Source organism: Microcystis sp. M144S2, assembly GCF_020246065.1.
Taxonomy (GTDB): domain Bacteria; phylum Cyanobacteriota; class Cyanobacteriia; order Cyanobacteriales; family Microcystaceae; genus Microcystis; species Microcystis ichthyoblabe_A.
Genome location: NZ_JADBTR010000080.1, coordinates 1 through 15,314 on the forward strand (window position 1 = coordinate 1; position 15,314 = coordinate 15,314).

Annotated in this window: 16 protein-coding genes; 4 read left to right on the plus strand and 12 right to left on the minus strand. The window is 42.2% G+C overall.

All coding sequences use genetic code 11. From position 1 onward, the window contains the following. Positions 1 to 471: 471 nt before the first annotated feature. The 3 genes from IM462_RS10425 to IM462_RS10435 form a co-directional block, all read right to left on the minus strand. On the minus strand, positions 472 to 1,227 hold the full coding sequence (locus IM462_RS10425; RefSeq protein ID WP_002739797.1) for an ABC transporter ATP-binding protein: 756 nt from the start codon (positions 1,225 to 1,227) through the stop codon (positions 472 to 474). Next, a complete protein-coding gene (locus IM462_RS10430; protein ID WP_287702794.1) occupies positions 1,228 to 2,031 on the minus strand; it encodes an ABC transporter permease in 804 nt (267 codons plus the stop codon). 481 nt (positions 2,032 to 2,512) lie between these two features. Beyond that, positions 2,513 to 3,388 (minus strand): ABC transporter ATP-binding protein, encoded by an 876-nt coding sequence (locus IM462_RS10435; RefSeq protein ID WP_287702796.1) that lies wholly within the window; start codon positions 3,386 to 3,388, stop codon positions 2,513 to 2,515. 164 nt (positions 3,389 to 3,552) lie between these two features. Between IM462_RS10435 and IM462_RS10440 the strand changes: the two genes are divergently transcribed. The 4 genes from IM462_RS10440 (at position 3,553) to IM462_RS10455 (ending at position 6,592) form a co-directional block, all read left to right on the plus strand. Next, entirely contained in the window at positions 3,553 to 4,053 is a 501-nt protein-coding gene (locus tag IM462_RS10440; protein ID WP_287702798.1) for a L,D-transpeptidase, read from the plus strand. 125 nt (positions 4,054 to 4,178) lie between these two features. Beyond that, a complete protein-coding gene (locus IM462_RS10445; RefSeq protein ID WP_002739519.1) occupies positions 4,179 to 4,433 on the plus strand; it encodes a SemiSWEET transporter in 255 nt (84 codons plus the stop codon). A gap of 153 nt (positions 4,434 to 4,586) precedes the next feature. After that, on the plus strand, positions 4,587 to 5,840 hold the full coding sequence (locus tag IM462_RS10450) for an FIST signal transduction protein (RefSeq protein WP_287702799.1): 1,254 nt from the start codon (positions 4,587 to 4,589) through the stop codon (positions 5,838 to 5,840). Positions 5,841 to 5,878: 38 nt separating this feature from the next. Continuing rightward, positions 5,879 to 6,592, plus strand: a complete 714-nt coding sequence (locus IM462_RS10455; RefSeq protein WP_287702801.1) for a Uma2 family endonuclease — start codon at positions 5,879 to 5,881, stop codon at positions 6,590 to 6,592. Here IM462_RS10455 and IM462_RS10460 read toward each other — a convergent pair. The 9 genes from IM462_RS10460 to IM462_RS10500 all read right to left on the minus strand — a co-directional run bounded on the left by IM462_RS10460 (position 6,589) and on the right by IM462_RS10500 (position 14,927). Further along, positions 6,589 to 7,368 carry a DUF1350 family protein gene (locus tag IM462_RS10460; RefSeq protein WP_002758145.1) on the minus strand — a complete coding sequence of 260 codons (780 nt, stop codon included), beginning with the start codon at positions 7,366 to 7,368 and terminating at the stop codon, positions 6,589 to 6,591. The two genes, IM462_RS10455 and IM462_RS10460, sit on opposite strands and share 4 nt — an antisense overlap. A 165-nt stretch (positions 7,369 to 7,533) precedes the next feature. Next, entirely contained in the window at positions 7,534 to 8,082 is a 549-nt protein-coding gene (locus tag IM462_RS10465; RefSeq protein ID WP_287702803.1) for a response regulator, read from the minus strand. A gap of 247 nt (positions 8,083 to 8,329) precedes the next feature. Then, positions 8,330 to 10,108 (minus strand): S8 family peptidase, encoded by a 1,779-nt coding sequence (locus IM462_RS10470; protein WP_287702805.1) that lies wholly within the window; start codon positions 10,106 to 10,108, stop codon positions 8,330 to 8,332. Positions 10,109 to 10,209: 101 nt separating this feature from the next. Then, on the minus strand, positions 10,210 to 10,644 hold the full coding sequence (locus IM462_RS10475; protein WP_287702814.1) for a VOC family protein: 435 nt from the start codon (positions 10,642 to 10,644) through the stop codon (positions 10,210 to 10,212). 336 nt (positions 10,645 to 10,980) lie between these two features. Next, positions 10,981 to 12,336, minus strand: coding sequence for a 5-histidylcysteine sulfoxide synthase (ovoA, locus tag IM462_RS10480; RefSeq protein WP_287702807.1), 1,356 nt, complete (start codon positions 12,334 to 12,336; stop codon positions 10,981 to 10,983). A 40-nt stretch (positions 12,337 to 12,376) separates the two neighbouring features. Then, complete coding sequence (egtD, locus tag IM462_RS10485; RefSeq protein WP_287702810.1) at positions 12,377 to 13,387, minus strand: L-histidine N(alpha)-methyltransferase; 1,011 nt, start codon at positions 13,385 to 13,387, stop codon at positions 12,377 to 12,379. A 229-nt stretch (positions 13,388 to 13,616) separates the two neighbouring features. Beyond that, positions 13,617 to 13,901: a DUF7734 family protein gene (locus IM462_RS10490; RefSeq protein ID WP_287702812.1), complete on the minus strand. Its 285-nt coding sequence runs from the start codon at positions 13,899 to 13,901 to the stop codon at positions 13,617 to 13,619. 32 nt (positions 13,902 to 13,933) lie between these two features. Continuing rightward, on the minus strand, positions 13,934 to 14,527 hold the full coding sequence (locus IM462_RS10495; RefSeq protein WP_002740183.1) for a DUF3177 family protein: 594 nt from the start codon (positions 14,525 to 14,527) through the stop codon (positions 13,934 to 13,936). Between the two features lie 175 nt (positions 14,528 to 14,702). After that, positions 14,703 to 14,927, minus strand: a complete 225-nt coding sequence (locus tag IM462_RS10500) for a Calvin cycle protein CP12 (RefSeq protein WP_002792997.1) — start codon at positions 14,925 to 14,927, stop codon at positions 14,703 to 14,705. Positions 14,928 to 15,314: the final 387 nt, after the last annotated feature.

Genomic DNA, 15,314 nt, shown 5'->3' on the forward strand with positions numbered 1-15,314 from the left:
TCTTGGCTGTTTATATTTTAACCAATAAATTGCTGTATTGCAAGCATAGTGAGCTTTTAAAGATAAATTATTGTTTTATTGGTCAGCAATAATTGTCTGTTTTTTATTTAATTTTACATGACAAGTTCGGAAGAGCCAAAAGTTTTCGGGGTTTGGGTTTACCCCATTGACAGATTTGCTTGAGTTCTCCTACATAACTTAGCGCTACCTCGGCTGGACACCGAGGTTTTTTATTTTTTTACAGCGTTTTCGACTAAGTAAAACGTAGGCTCTCTTATTCTTTGTGTGATAAGTTTAGATTATCTAGAAGCGATCAATCTTTCTGTCCTTTGGGTCTTTGTGGTTCGTTCCAGTTGGTCTCGCGTAGCGAGCGCGTTGCGACCGCCAGCAGGAATGTACCCTATAATACATTTTACCCACCAAACCCAAGAGAGCCAAACGTAGATAAATTAATTGAGATTACCTACTTAATTAAAAATTAACTTCATTTTGATGCACGGAATCCAAATAAAACTTGATTACATCTTCCGATGCACCCTGACATTGCAACTGGCCTTTATTCAGCCAAATTGCTTGATCACAAGACTCTTGAATTAAAGTCAAATCGTGGGAAACTACTAAAATAGTAGCGTTAGAATTCCAGAATTTTTTTAAACGTCGTTTACACTTATTTTTAAAACTTTCATCCCCTACGGAAAGGACTTCATCAAGAATAAGAATATCGGGGTGAACCTCTGTGGCGATCGCAAATCCTAAACGAGCCACCATCCCAGAAGAAAGAGATTTCACCGGCGCTCCCATATATTCTTCTAACTCAGCAAAGTCGAGAATATCTTTGGTTTTTTCCTTCATTTCCTGACGAGAAAATCCCAACATTACCCCATAGAGAATAATATTATCTTTTACTGGTAAATCTGGATCAAAACCCGCTCCTAATTCAATTAGAGAGGCAATTTGTCCCCTGACTCTCACCTGTCCCTTTGTTGGTTCTAGAATACCACAAATAACTTTTAAGAGAGTAGATTTTCCTGCGCCATTAGCTCCAATGATACCTAATTTCGCTCCAGAATTAATGACTAAATCTATATCATCTAGAACTAATTTTTTGGCTGGTTGACGATATTTACCTTCAAGAAGAGAGAAGATTGTCCTTTTTAGATCGTAGGAAAATTCTTCTTGAGTGCGTCTTTCGAGAGACACTTGATCGAGTCGAATTACTTCTGTCATTTATAATAAATCCATAAATAAATGTCGCCAGAGTCGGAAGCAAGTCCAACCAATTCCTAAGATAATGATCCCACCGAGTAGAGATTGAAAAATCAAACTAAAATCCGGTAATCCGGGGGAAAGGGACAATTGGCGAATACTTTCGATTACTGGTAATAATGGGTTTAATATCAGGAATGGTTGTACGGAGGGAGGAATAATTTCTGGAGGATAGAAAATCGGGCTGCTAATCCAAGCGACAAAACAAACAATTTCGTAAAAATAGGGTAAGTCTCTGAAGAAAACGTAGAGGGTACTAACAAAGAAACCCACTCCCGTGCAAACCAGAGAAAGACCGATCACGGGAAAAATCAGAGCAATTACATTAAGTAAACTTTGAGACTTCCAGAGAGTTACTATGGCCAAAAGGGGAAAGATACTAATAGCAAATTGAAAAATATTTGCCACTACCATGGAAACGGGAAAAATGCTAACTGGCAGACGAATTTTATTTAAAATACTGCCATTACCAACGATACTAGGTAAAGCTTGGTTAGTGGAAGCATTAAAGAAATTTATTACTACTAAACCAGTGAAAGCCGCTAGGACATAGTTAACTAGAGAATTATCAAAATAAGAGGCGAAAACCGTGCCGAAAATTGCCGTGTATAGTGCCGTCATAATCACGGGATTTAACAAGGACCAGTAAACCCCCAGAAAAGAACCCCGATAGCGTCCCTTGAGATTACGTTCCACTAAAACACTAAGCAATTCGTAATATCGCCGCGCTGTTGACCATCTAGTTTTTGCTTGGAGATCGGTCATAGGGATAATTGTCATCTCGTCAGTATTCAGTGCCTTATTCTAAACGATTACCGTCAATTTTGTCTATCGATCGAGGGAGTACTCTAGTTTTTATCCAGTCCCCGACGACTCTCCCTCTCCAGAAAAAGTTCCCTTCTTGGTCGATTTATCTGGCTCAAAAAGCTTAAAAATTGCTAAAAGCATCTTTTTTTAGGGTTGAATTCGGTTTTTAGGGACAGCCTCAGCTAATTGACCTAGACTCTAAGCTGTTAAGTATTTAAATTGCTTGTTGAGATGAGGCAAGAGGCAACAGTAAAGGGATTGGGGGAAATTCAGCTAATCTAAGGATAGGCAGTTAAAATGTGTCTTAGCTTATCAGGTTGCCCCATAAAATTGACACCAGATCAAAGCCAAGAAATGCCGATTTAAACAGAGCTAATCTCAGAAAAACTGGAGTCAAAAACCGATAACTGAACAACTTCCTAACGGCCAAACCAAGAATTTAATCTAATTGATGTCCCGTCAGTTCCACAAAGATATCTTCGAGGTTGGAAGGGCGACACATTACTCCAGTTTTATCGCTCAAAGTGTCGAGATAGGCATTAGCATCAGCCACGGTGGGGAAGAATTTATAATCGATTTTATCGCCAACTTGTTTGATAACTAAACCCTCACCATACTTAGCACGAAAATCCGTTAGAGTTCCTAATTCGATTAATTTGCCCGCATCCATAATGCCAATTCTGCCCGGTTTTCCTGCGGCGTTATCCTGACAGAGAAATTCCACTTCTTCCATGTAGTGAGTGGTTAACAAAATTGTCATTCCTTGCCGGTTTAAATCCCGAATTACTTCCCACAAACGACGACGATTTTGGGGATCTAAACCCACAGTCGGTTCATCGAGAAAGAGGATTTTTGGTTCGTGAAGAAGAGCGCGAGCAATCTGTAAACGTCGTTTCATTCCTCCGGAAAGAGTTTTGGCAAGGGCAGATTTTCGATCGCTTAAACTGACATAATCTAAATAGCGATCAATTAATTCCTGTCTCTGGGGATTGGGGATATGGTGCATCCGTCCGTGAAATTCCATATTTTCCCAGACGGTTAATTCCCCATCAACGCTAATCTGTTGTAAGACTACCCCAATATTTTTCTTCACCTGATCGCGGTATTTTTTGACATTATACCCCGCCACTTCGATTTCTCCTTGACTTGCTTCGGTTAGAGTGATAATCATGCGGATTGTCGTCGATTTTCCCGCACCGTTGGGACCGAGCAAACCAAAGATTTCCCCTTTTTCGATGGCAAAGGAAAGCTCGTTAACTACTGGGAGATTATTATAGATTTTAGAAACGCGATCGAGAGCAATGGCGGCGGTCATAGTTACAAAAGTTAATATTCTAGCTATGGATTAGTGTAACCGAATTAGCCTAACTCGACGGCGATTTTATCCTTCCCTCTCAAGGTCCTCCGATCGACTTTGGTTTGACATCTTCACAATCAGATTAGAATACGGATAAAAAATCTTGACTTTGCTGCTATCAGATGCGAGTTTTTCTGCCAATTCTCTGTTTATGTCTAGGAATAGGGGAATTTTTCCTCAATCCCCCCATTAGTCCCGTCAATTCCTTTCCCGCAACCACGGTAACTCGAACGGAAACCCGTTTGCTGCTGAATTTAAAAAAAAGACGAGTTTTTGTTTACCAAGGACAGAAAATAATCGCTTCTTACCCAGTGGCGATCGGTCGTCCGGGTTGGGAAACCCCGACGGGACAATTTAGGGTGATTCAGATGGTGCGGGAACCAGTCTGGGAACATCCTTTCACTGGTCAACTGGTGCCATCGGGAAAAAACAACCCCTTAGGGGCCCGTTGGATTGGATTTTGGACCGATGGCGCGAATTTTATCGGTTTTCACGGTACACCGCAAGAAAATCTCATCGGCCAGGCCGTCTCCCACGGTTGCGTCAGGATGCGCGATCGAGATATAAAGGCTTTATTTGAAAAGGTACAAATCGGCACTTCGGTGATAGTAATCGCTCAATAGAAACAATGGGAAAAAATGTCACATTTACCAACACTTTACCCGATGATGTCCAGAGATCCGTCTTAACCAGCAATTTAGATAGTCAACAGTTTAAAATGAGAGAAACTGAGCCAAGAGGATAATCGGTGAATATTATTGAACTAATCGGGATCGTGGCGGGAATATTAACCACTGTCTCCTTTTTACCCCAAGTGATTAAAACTTGGCGTTATCGTTCGGCTAAGGACTTGTCCTTAACTATGTTTATTTGCTTTTGTCTGGGGGTTTTTCTTTGGCTCATCTACGGCCTTTATATGAACAGTAAACCGATTATTATTGCTAATTTTGTTACTTTTATCTTAGCGGGGACAATTCTCTATTTTAAGATTAAATATGATTAAAATAACTGACAATCCCTTGCGGCCTTATTGGCTCACGTCATGACAATTCTACAATTTATTGCGCCATCTAGGGGCGCGGATAGGATTTTTAGGTTAATTTATTGTTAAGATGATCATCTTTGACCATTGAGACCAAATTTGGGGTCAAGAAACATGAGCGATCGCATCGAGTGGATTAATGCCCTGTCAACCCGTCCCTCCCTAGAAGCGGCGGTGACGGAAGTAGTGGAAAAAGTGACAGATAAGTTAGTTGGATCGGCAGATCTAGCCATAATTTTTATTTCTTCTGCCTATGCCAGCGACTATCCCCGTTTAGTTCCCTTAATCTTGGATAAACTCCCTGTTCCTGTGCTGATCGGCTGCGGTGGGGCGGGGATTGTCGGCATGGGTGACAGGGAAAAAGCGCGAGAAATCGAAGCGAGTCCGGCTTTAAGTCTCACCGTCGCCCATTTGCCTAATGTGGAAGTGCAGCCCTTCTATATCGAAGCGGCGGAAATGCCCGATCTCGACAGTTCCCCCTCTAGTTGGACAGAATTATTAGGGGTAGAAGCGGCCAAAAATCCCCAATTTATCCTTTTAGCCGATCCTTTTTCCAGTCGCATCAATGATCTGTTAGAGGGTTTGGATTTTGCCTACCCCGGTTCGGCCAAAATCGGCGGTTTAGTCAGTGGTGGCATGATCGAACGTTCTGGGGGTCTATTCTACCACGATCAACAAAAACCGCGTAATAGCTATCTCTATCGTCAGGGAACCGTAGGAATCGCCCTTTCTGGCAATATTATCGTCGAAACTATCGTCGCCCAGGGTTGTCGTCCCATCGGACCGATTTATCAGGTGAGTGAGGGAGAACGAAATATTATCATCTCCATGACCGGTAAAGGGGCCGATGGGACTTCGCAACCACCTTTAAATCTACTGCGGGATTTAATTGCCTCCTTGAGCGAAAAAGACCGAGAATTAGCGCAACACTCCCTTTTTATCGGTATTGCTAGGGATGAGTTTAAAATGCAGTTGCGGGCCGGGGATTTCTTAATTCGCAATGTTTTGGGAGTAGATCCTCGCCAAGGTGCGATCGCAATTGGCGATCGAGTTCGTCCGGGGCAGCGGGTACAATTTCACCTGCGCGATGCCGACACTTCCGCTCTAGATTTAGAATTACTTCTGCAAGCTTTTCCCCGAGAAAAACCCGACAGTTCAGAGGTACTAGGTGCTTTAATCTTTTCCTGTCTCGGTCGCGGGGAAAATCTCTACGAAAAACCGGACTTTGATTCGGGTCTTTTTCAGCGTTATTTCGCCAATGTTCCCCTCGCAGGTTTCTTTTGCAATGGAGAAATCGGGCCTGTGGCTGGTCGCACTTTTTTACACGGTTATACCTCGGCCTTTGCCCTCTTTCGTCAGGGGATTTAATGCTATACTAAATAGTTAGTACGCTAGGGAGTAGAACGATGGTAAAAGCCCAATCTTTCTCTGAGTCGGAGATTATCTATGCCGATAGTGATGGTAAACCGATGGCCGATAATACCAAACAATTTCGCTGGATTGTGACGATTAAGGAAAATCTCGAATGTTTATTCGCAGACAATGACCATGTGTTCATCGCCGGCGATCTGTTGTGGTATCCCGTCGAGGGGGATAATAAAACCTGTCAAGCGCCGGATGCTATGGTGGTGTTTGGCAGACCCAAGGGCGATCGAGGTTCCTATAAGCAATGGTTAGAAAACCAGATTGCGCCGCAGGTGGTCTTTGAAATTCTCTCTCCGGGCAACACTAAAGCAGAAATGCGCCGAAAATGGCAATTTTATCAGCGTTTTGGCGTAGAAGAATATTATCTCTACGATCCCGATGCTAATTATCTACAGGGTTGGTGGCGCAGGGGTGATCAATTGGAGATGATTCCTGCGATCGATAATTGGCAGAGTCCGCGGCTACAGATTCGTTTTCAACTGGAGAGTCCCCAGTTAGCTATTTTTTATCCCGATGGCTCCCGGTTTTTGACCACCCTAGAAATCAAGCAAAAGGCTGAATTAGCCGAACAAAGGGCCAGGACCGCCGAACAGCAAGCCCAACAGGAACGACAACGGGCCCAGGAAGCTGAGGCAAAATTAGCCCGCTTAGAGGCGCAATTACGGGCCCTGGGGATTAATCTAGAGGAAAGCTAACGAGAGGCGGGAAGGACGGGATTTAACCACTGGAGAATCTCATCTTTGAGACGGGAATTATCCCGGGCAAGTCCCTGTTTTAACCATTGGCCGATCGCATCGAGGGGAGTAAATACTTCTCCGGTTTGCCAACTGACATCTTGACTCAAGGGAGTGAGATGATTACCCGGGAGAGTTCGCAGGGCAATTAAATCATTAAAACGTTTTTTTAGCAGGGGATTTAATACCAGCGATTGATCGATCGTGTCGTCTTGAAAACGGATTAAAAGATTGCGACGAATGGCATAATCTTGGAAAATTAACTCGTTTGTTTCTTCGGGGGAAGGGGTAAATTCGAGGTTAAAAGTGGTGTCAATTTGTAAAGGTTCGATAAAGGGAATAGCCCGACGAATCGGATAATTATTAAAGGAAATGAGGATATTTCCCGCCCGTTCCACTTCGTAGAGACTACCGATTAATAAATGTAGTTTACAACCCATACTGTGACCCAATCCGTAGATGGGGAGATAACCTTGGGGCAGACTATGATTCCAGCGCAGACGTTCAATAATATTATCAAAACGGTTTAAAACTGTGCGGGCGATCGATTTGTGATCGAGGGTATTAACAAAGGGAGTAGCGACAATAGCATATCCTGAATTTCCAAGACTTTCTAATAACCAACGATAGGTAATATTCGGGGCCGCCGCCACAAATGCCCCCCCCAAAAAGTGAATGATACCCCGGGGACGACGGGGGAGAAAAACCCAATTACCTGCTATTTCTTGCCAATTCATAATTAGTTATCAGTGAATTAATAACTTCTTAGTCACTCACTAAATAAATACCACTTCATATTATACTAAATCTTGTTGAAAAGGGATAGGAGATTAGCCAGAGATTAGCGACACCGGATAAGGATTACTGCTTGCCCAAGTCACCAAAGATCGGGATGAATAGTTCTAGTCCAGTTTTTTCTTAATAAAAGCCACTAATTGAGACATTTGTTTCTTGATAGTTTCCATTTCTGTTTGCATTTGGGCAATTTGGGCATGGAGAGTCTGAATATCGGTGCTATAATCCCCGGTGAGTTCCTCTAGTTTCCGGCTAGAAACTTTTGGTTTGGGAGAATACTGTTTTGCCTTGGCTATCGCTTCTTTAATCGCTTGTAGCAATTGTTTTTGGTCGAAAGGCTTCTCAATAAAGGCAAAATGCTGGAAAGGTTCGGGGATTTTCTCTACTACCTCCTCTTTCCGTCCCGACATCAACACTAGGGGAATACTTTTGAGATTATCTTCGCTTTGGATTTGCTGAAACACCTCCCAACCGCTCATTTTTGGGAGAAGGAAGTCCAAAATAATCAAATTTGGGTTTTCGGTACGAATGAGATTATAGCCCTCTAATCCGTCTTTAGCTTCGAGAAATTCAAAGTTACCCTCTGGTAACATATCGCGAACGCGCATCCTAATCACTTTACTGTCATCGATAACGAGAATTTTATGATTTGACACGATAGACACCTTAGACAAGAAATAGATAAGCTGGATGATTCGAGGGGGTATTAGGGGAAACTTTCGGCATAGGGATTGAGGATTCCCAAAAAACCCTTAGAAACTAAGATACACCATAAAGAAAAAACCTCGGTTAATGTCCGAGGCTGCTGTTGTAGGAGAACTCAATGCAAAACAAAAGGAAGATACCAAAACCAAAGAGGTTTTTATCGGTAAATCACCTTTGTTGTCTCATTGTAACCCCTGTTTAAGCGTATCGGGAGGAAGTAGCACTTTTTAGGGCTAAATAACCTAAACCGAGACATAAAAGCGCATTTACGCCCAAAAATGCCTGAGCGATTCTACCGGAACCTAACCAGATCAGAGTAGGATCGATAACAGCACTGATACCTAAACTCACCGCCATGGCTAAACTAACCCCCACCGCCAACCATTTTGCACGGGGATGACCTAAAAGCAGGGCAATCAGGACAAAAGGCAGGATAACACTGGCAAAAAGCGGATTAAGGGCAGAACTTCCCTGAATAACGCCTCCTAGGTCGGAAAGAGAACTCCCCATGACTCGGAAAGGCCATTGGGGTAAATCGAAGATATAAAGACCTCTGAGGAAAAATAAGCCAGAACTGCCAAAAATTAGACCAGCATTCAAAAATCCGTTCCAGGAGAAGGGAAAATAACTTCTTAGCCACCAAGCAAGAAGATAAGAACCCAAAACCATGGCCATTTTGGGCAAAACCGCCACCGCGCCGCCATCAATCCAGAAACGGGGATTGAGATAACCGTTATCGCGCAACCAACGCCAAAAATCCCGGACAGTAATCTGTCCTTTTAGGGCCAATTGTAGGGCATTGCCCGCGTCTAATTGTCCGGCCCCAAAATGATTAAAGGGATCATCATTGATCTTACGGGCCGACTGTTGCAAAACCTCTAAAACTGCACTGGGTTCTTTAATTCCCGCAGCTTTGATTAAAGCTACCACCCCAGCAACGTGAGGGGCTGCCATGCTGGTTCCCTGAAAACCGAGGAATGCCGGTTCCCCCCCCTTAGCGGGATCGATGGTTTCTTGGATAATTTTACCCGTATCGGAGCCGCCTGGGGCAGCAATATCGATTCCGGCTCCGAAATTAGAATAGGGGGCCTTATTTCCGGAGGCATCTACCGCAGAAACGCCGATAACGTGGGGAAAACGGGCAGGATAGGCGGCGGAATTATCATCGGCATTACCGGCAGCAGCGACGATTACCACACCTTTACTATAGGCATATTCGATCGCCTCTTTCATTACTTGGGTTTCGCCTCCACCCCCTAAACTCATATTGATGACATCGGCTTTATTATCGACGGCAAAACGGATCGCTTCGGCAATATCTCCCACACTTCCCCCACCCGTCCCGGAAAGCACCTTGAGGGGCATAATTTTGGCTTTGTAGGCGATGCCGGCCACCCCGTAGTTATTATTGGTCGATTGGGCAATTGTTCCCGCTACATGGGTTCCGTGACCGTTATCGTCCTCGGCATTGCTGCGATCGTTGACGAAGTCGTAGCCTTCCACAAACTCGGTTTCTCGCAGATCGGGAACTTTTGATACGCCTGTATCAATAACGGCGACGGTGATCCCTTCACCATGATTTTCTTCCCAAGCGCGTTCGATGTTAATTCCTCGCAGGTTCCACTGTTTGCTATAGTCGGGGTCGTTAGGGGCGATAAAAGCATGATAAATATAATCGGGTTCGATCGATTCAGTGTATTTTTTTAGGTCGGAATTGCGGAGAGTTTTCAGAAGTTTGCTATCTCCATCGACGATGTAAAGATGTTCATCGATGGAAAAAATACTATTTAAACTGGTGGTTTTTCCCGCTTTTTTGTTGATAGCATTTAACTGCTCATCGAGGACGCTGACGGGTACATCGTCCTTAAAGTCGATCAAAATTGATTGATATTCGCCCCGATTTGCTAATCCAGTAAAGTTAAAGAGAGCAAATCCTAGACCGATAATGAATAGGGTTAACAATAAAAGTTTTTTCATAGATTTCCTAAGAATTGATCATTGCCAGCCAAGGTTTTTTGGGTTTTGATGAGAAAATCTGAGGGAAGTTCCCCTGACAAAAAAGTCACCTGTTGTTTATTTTAAGCTCGATCGCCGATCGCTGTTAATTGCCGAGGGGCAAAAATAGCTTCATAGTGGCGATAATGTTTAAATTCGAGGAGATTATAGAAAGGATCTTCCAGAAAAAAGGTTTTATGTTCGGTTATCTCCCCAGCAAAGCGAGTTTTTGGTTCTAGATAAAATTTGAGTTGATTGACTCGTGCTTGTGCGAGAAGATTGTCCCAATCGCTGGCATCTGGCAGAATTAGACCAAAATGGCGAGGATAAATGCTATTTTGGTGAGTAAGAGGCATTTCGGTGACGTGAGCTACCACCTGATGACCATAGAAATTTAAGATAATCGCTTTCTCGGTTTCCCTTCCCGCTAAACAACCTAAACCATCACAGTAAAAGCTTTTAGCGGTGGACACATCGGTGATCGGAATAGCGAGATGAAAAATTGCAGGTTGATTCATGGCGATCGAGTTTATCCGCATTCTATTAGGTTCTATTGTAGCGATCGAGGGGCGACTGTTCCAGGAATTCTTTTTTAAATTGGCAATTACCTAAAGTTTGCAGAATAAATCTAAAAACCTTGTTGGATAATATATTTAGGCTTTTTTGACATCAAAAAGTGCCGACTCTTAGAGTAATCACAGGGAAATTTTAGGCACTTTTTCCCTGAAAATTAGGTAATTGACCCCCTCAAAATCGGTAAAACCCCACACCCCACACCCTACACCCGTTCGGACCTCGGCGTGAGCTCGGTCGAACGCTGAGCTCACGGCCGAAGCCCACACCCCACACCCCACCTAAAGACTTTGCGCGATTCTAAAACCAGCGTGTTGATAAAAATTCCGGCGAAACCAATTGCGATAGTAGGGTAGGATTTCTGTGCCGTTAGTCACCCAAGCTCCTCCTAACATCATTTTATGTTGACTATTAAAGAAAGGAGTGGAATTGTCAGCATAGAGGTAATGGGGTTGAAAGTCAGTTAAGGGATTAAAATCATCTTCTAGCCATTCCCAGACGTTACCGCGTAAGTCATAAATTTCTGAGTTATTGCCCGTATTTTTTAACATTCCCACGGGAGTGGGAGAACAGAATTTTAAATTGAGGTTATAGTCATCAAAGTTATCGTTTTCTAGGATATAACATCGATTTTTTTGACTGCCATAGGTGACTAAATTCCACTCAGCTTCGGTCATTAAACGTATTCCTTGACCTTGAAAACGACAGTAGGCGATCGCTTCATAATAGTTCACTTCTACCGGCCAATCCAGAGGTAAATCGAGAACATCAAACATGGCTCGATATTGATAATTTCCTCCCTCATCTACCAGCCAAAATTTAGGATATTTGACTCGATAATGATTTTTCCATTGCCAAGCTTCCTCATCCCAATAACTGGGATTTTCGTAACCACCATTATCGACAAATTCTTTAAATTCTCCGTTGGTAATCATATATTTACTCACCAGAAAATTGTTAACTTGAACTTGACGATAACCATACTCATTATCCCAACCATAAATAGGAGAATCTTGGGGTTTACCAATTTCCACTATTCCCCCAGAAACCTTCACCATTTGATTAGGATAAGCTTGACCAAAAGAAGGGGCATAATGCCAACCTTGAGGACGTTGCAGACAATCTAAGGGCAGTTGTCTGAGTAACATTGAAGATGTTTCAAAGTGAACACGCTGATGCTCAATTCCCATCATTAATGCCCAGAGAGAATGCTGAGGATGAATAGGAAGATTAAGGGGGGTATTTTTAATTATTTCGACCACAATTTCATAGACTTGTTGCCGATATTCCCAAACCTTAGCCACCCCGGGCCACTGAATTTGGGCGATAGCAGAGTTTAATTCTTCAGGAGTTGCCGGATCTACTCCCACTCCAAACAATAATTCATAGTCAGGATTAGGGCTTTTTTTTAATAGGTTAACCAGCTGCAATTTATTCAGATAAAAAGCGGCAGCATGACCTAAATAAAAAATTAGGGGATTTCTTAAATCGTCAGGGTTACAATAAAAAGCTTCTTCTTTGATGATGCTTTTTAACAGCATATCTTCTAATTGCCAAGCATTTTCAAAATAGTCCAGTATATTTTCTCGACTACAGTTACTTAGAGAGATAGGAGCCTGTGCTTGAATCTTTTCCATGTTTTTGTGCCTCTATTACTGATGATAATGTTTTCGTTAATTACAGGGATAACTGACAGAGAATTAACCCAAATAAATTTTCAGGATCGGTGAAAACCTTGAGCGGGTTTAATCCCTTTGATTCTAGGTCTTTTTGCATAGTTTCTAGGTTGAATTTACGCGAGATTTCTGTTAAAATACTTTCCGACGCTTCAAAATTAACTGTTAAATCGAGTTTTTTAAGGTGAACAGGGTGAGTTTTTTGACAAATTAAATACATTTCAATTTGAGATTGCTCTTGATTATAGATAGCTTGATGACTAAATAAATCAAGATTAAAATCAGCTTGAAAACGCCAATTTAAATGGGAAAGCATATTTAAATTAAAAGCGGCCGTCACCCCTTGAGAATCATTATAAGCTGCTTCTAAAATTGCCACCGGTTTTTGCAGATCAATCCCTAATAAAAAATAATCTCCAGCTTTTAGGACAGTGGCAATTTTTTCTAAGAATTTATCACATTCAGCCGCAGAAAAATTACCGATCGAACTTCCCAAGAAAAAAATCATTCTGGTATTATAGGAAGGGGTTTGACAATAGGCTAGGGCCTGTTCATAGGTTCCAATTAACCCCTGAATGGGTAAATTAGGATATTCTTTTTGTAATTCTATGGCACTAGCTTTGAGAATAGTTTCACTAACATCGATAGGTACATATTTAGAGGATTTTTGCTGTTGATAATAAGCGTCCAATAACAGACGAGTTTTAGTGGAACTACCACTACCTAATTCTATCAATTCGCAGGCTCCTGTATAAGCGACAATTTCTTGAGCATATTCTTGGAGAATAGCCGCTTCTGTCCTAGTGGGATAGTATTCTGGCAATTGACAGATTGCTTCAAAAAGTTGCGAACCTTGCCGATCATAAAAATATTTAGATGGTAAACTTTTGGGGGTTTTAGTTAATCCTTCAATCACATCTTTGCCATCATCTTTAACTATATTTTGTCCCGTAGCAGCGGTGGCTAAATACTCAATTTGTAACAGTTCTTGGTTAGATTGTTTAAGTTGCATAGATTCTCCAGATTATTCTCCAGTTTTTTGATTGTTCTCGATCGATACCGAGGATGAAATCCACTTTGACAGCTTGAATACTGGCAGAGATTATCATTCCCTGGTAATCTTACCACTAAAATGCCGCAAAATTTACCTCTTGTCTAGATAGACAAAGTTTCTGGATACTCAATAAAAGCTGTTAAATTGATCGCCAGTAAGCTGATGCTATTCAAGTAAAATTACTGGTTTAATTAATCAGTAAAGACTGCATTTCCTCTAAAGTAAGATTTTCTTGAATATAGCGAGGATTAAGAGGATGATAGGGACTAGCAAGACGATCTATCCTAATAATTGTCGCCATTTCAGGAATGAGCGGAATATCGGGATCGTAGGGGGTGCTGCGGGTAAGGGAACTAGAAAAACCCTTGAAAATAGAGATTTCTTCCTCCTCCCCATCCACAGCAATAGTCACTAATAAAACCTCTTGGGGATTTTTGAGGGTGTATTGTTCGAGTTGTTGACCAATATTCATAGAAAAATGGCTAATCATCGATAGCTAAAAACTTACTGTTGTAAAGCTGAACGTCCCTGTTTGCCAAGGCGAATAAGAAGAAAATGGGCAAAATAGAGAGTATAAAAAGAGAGACCAACTAAACCAAAAAAGCCCAAAACATTAGCAGTAGCTTCTGAATGAAAAATCTCGCGAAACTGCCAGGGTGCTTCCTGCCAAACCTGACAATAGGGAGAATTTAGCAATTCCCCTGACATAGCACAGGAGAGAAAAGGTAAGGTAGAAATTGCGCCCAGAGGAGAATAAATCGTTACTGCCCAACGCCAAGCAGTGGTGACAAATTTAATCGGACTAGCGGGTAAATCTTTAATTTCATCGTTAATATCCACCCAAAACCAGAGAGAAATCGGGATTAAAATCTTAGCTAAAAAACTGGTGACAAAACCAATCGGCCAGGAAGCAATCATTAAATATACGGTAATTAACAAAAGACTAGCCACTCGCCAATAGATAATCAACAATTTTTGTAATGATTCGATTTTTGCAAATAAAGACCAAATTAACAAAATTGCCGGAATAATCACCGTAAATAGGACGGCTAAACGATAATCTATCCAAACGAGAGGACGAAACCAAAGTTGATTCATAAACTATTTAGACATAATTACACTGTCACCATTTTACTGTCTTCCGGTGCGGGAGCCAAAATCGGCCACAGCTTGACCAACAAACAAAAAAACGAGGGGCGATCCCTTTATAGCTGAGATCGCCCTAAAGCTAGGATTCTACTGTGAGGAGAGAAAAAACCGCTGCCCGACTCCATTAATCGTCATAAACGCGACACTCGGCGGCATCGGGATTATCATCACAATACTTTTCGAAGTAGGTTTTTTGGGGGTGGTCTTGACGTTGGTGAGCTGCTTCTGCTTGTAATTCTTCCACCGCATCCCAAGCAGCGGCGCATTCGCCAGAGGTGGCACCTTCCGTACTACAGACGGTTCTGGCGTTTTCTAGCTCTTCTTGAATTTTATCTTGGATATTGCTCATGATTCCTCTGGAATTGATCTATTGACACTCTAACAATTATACAGCCACGTTCTCAAACCACAGGATCGGTTATCCCACTTGATCGCCTTTCCTGTTCCATTAAGCCGATCCTAGCGCAATTGTTGGGGAATTTAAGATCAAGATTTCCTGACTAGGCCAATTTTTGGCCCAGATTTCGCACTGGAGAAATCCCTCTGGCATTTCTCCCCGGGATAGACAGCGAGCAGAACCATATACTGACTTATTTAGGGTTTGCTGAATAAATCTAAAAACCTTGTTGGGTAAAACTTTTAGACTTTTTGTCAATCAAAAAGTACCAGGTATGGGAGTGATCAGGGGGAAAATTCCGGGACTTTTTCCCTAAAAATTAGGTAATTGGCCACCTCA

What these genes read in the sequence shown, in the direction of transcription:
- IM462_RS10425 (WP_002739797.1), bottom strand. Translation starts at nt 1,227, where the DNA reads ATGACAGAAGTAATTCGACTCGATCAAGTGTCTCTCGAAAGACGCACT.
- IM462_RS10430 (WP_287702794.1), bottom strand. Translation starts at nt 2,031, where the DNA reads ATGACCGATCTCCAAGCAAAAACTAGATGGTCAACAGCGCGGCGATAT.
- IM462_RS10435 (WP_287702796.1), bottom strand. Translation starts at nt 3,388, where the DNA reads ATGACCGCCGCCATTGCTCTCGATCGCGTTTCTAAAATCTATAATAAT.
- IM462_RS10440 (WP_287702798.1), top strand. Translation starts at nt 3,553, where the DNA reads ATGCGAGTTTTTCTGCCAATTCTCTGTTTATGTCTAGGAATAGGGGAA.
- IM462_RS10450 (WP_287702799.1), top strand. Translation starts at nt 4,587, where the DNA reads ATGAGCGATCGCATCGAGTGGATTAATGCCCTGTCAACCCGTCCCTCC.
- IM462_RS10455 (WP_287702801.1), top strand. Translation starts at nt 5,879, where the DNA reads ATGGTAAAAGCCCAATCTTTCTCTGAGTCGGAGATTATCTATGCCGAT.
- IM462_RS10460 (WP_002758145.1), bottom strand. Translation starts at nt 7,368, where the DNA reads ATGAATTGGCAAGAAATAGCAGGTAATTGGGTTTTTCTCCCCCGTCGT.
- IM462_RS10470 (WP_287702805.1), bottom strand. Translation starts at nt 10,108, where the DNA reads ATGAAAAAACTTTTATTGTTAACCCTATTCATTATCGGTCTAGGATTT.
- IM462_RS10475 (WP_287702814.1), bottom strand. Translation starts at nt 10,644, where the DNA reads ATGAATCAACCTGCAATTTTTCATCTCGCTATTCCGATCACCGATGTG.
- ovoA (WP_287702807.1), bottom strand. Translation starts at nt 12,336, where the DNA reads ATGGAAAAGATTCAAGCACAGGCTCCTATCTCTCTAAGTAACTGTAGT.
- egtD (WP_287702810.1), bottom strand. Translation starts at nt 13,387, where the DNA reads ATGCAACTTAAACAATCTAACCAAGAACTGTTACAAATTGAGTATTTA.
- IM462_RS10490 (WP_287702812.1), bottom strand. Translation starts at nt 13,901, where the DNA reads ATGAATATTGGTCAACAACTCGAACAATACACCCTCAAAAATCCCCAA.
- IM462_RS10495 (WP_002740183.1), bottom strand. Translation starts at nt 14,527, where the DNA reads ATGAATCAACTTTGGTTTCGTCCTCTCGTTTGGATAGATTATCGTTTA.
- IM462_RS10500 (WP_002792997.1), bottom strand. Translation starts at nt 14,927, where the DNA reads ATGAGCAATATCCAAGATAAAATTCAAGAAGAGCTAGAAAACGCCAGA.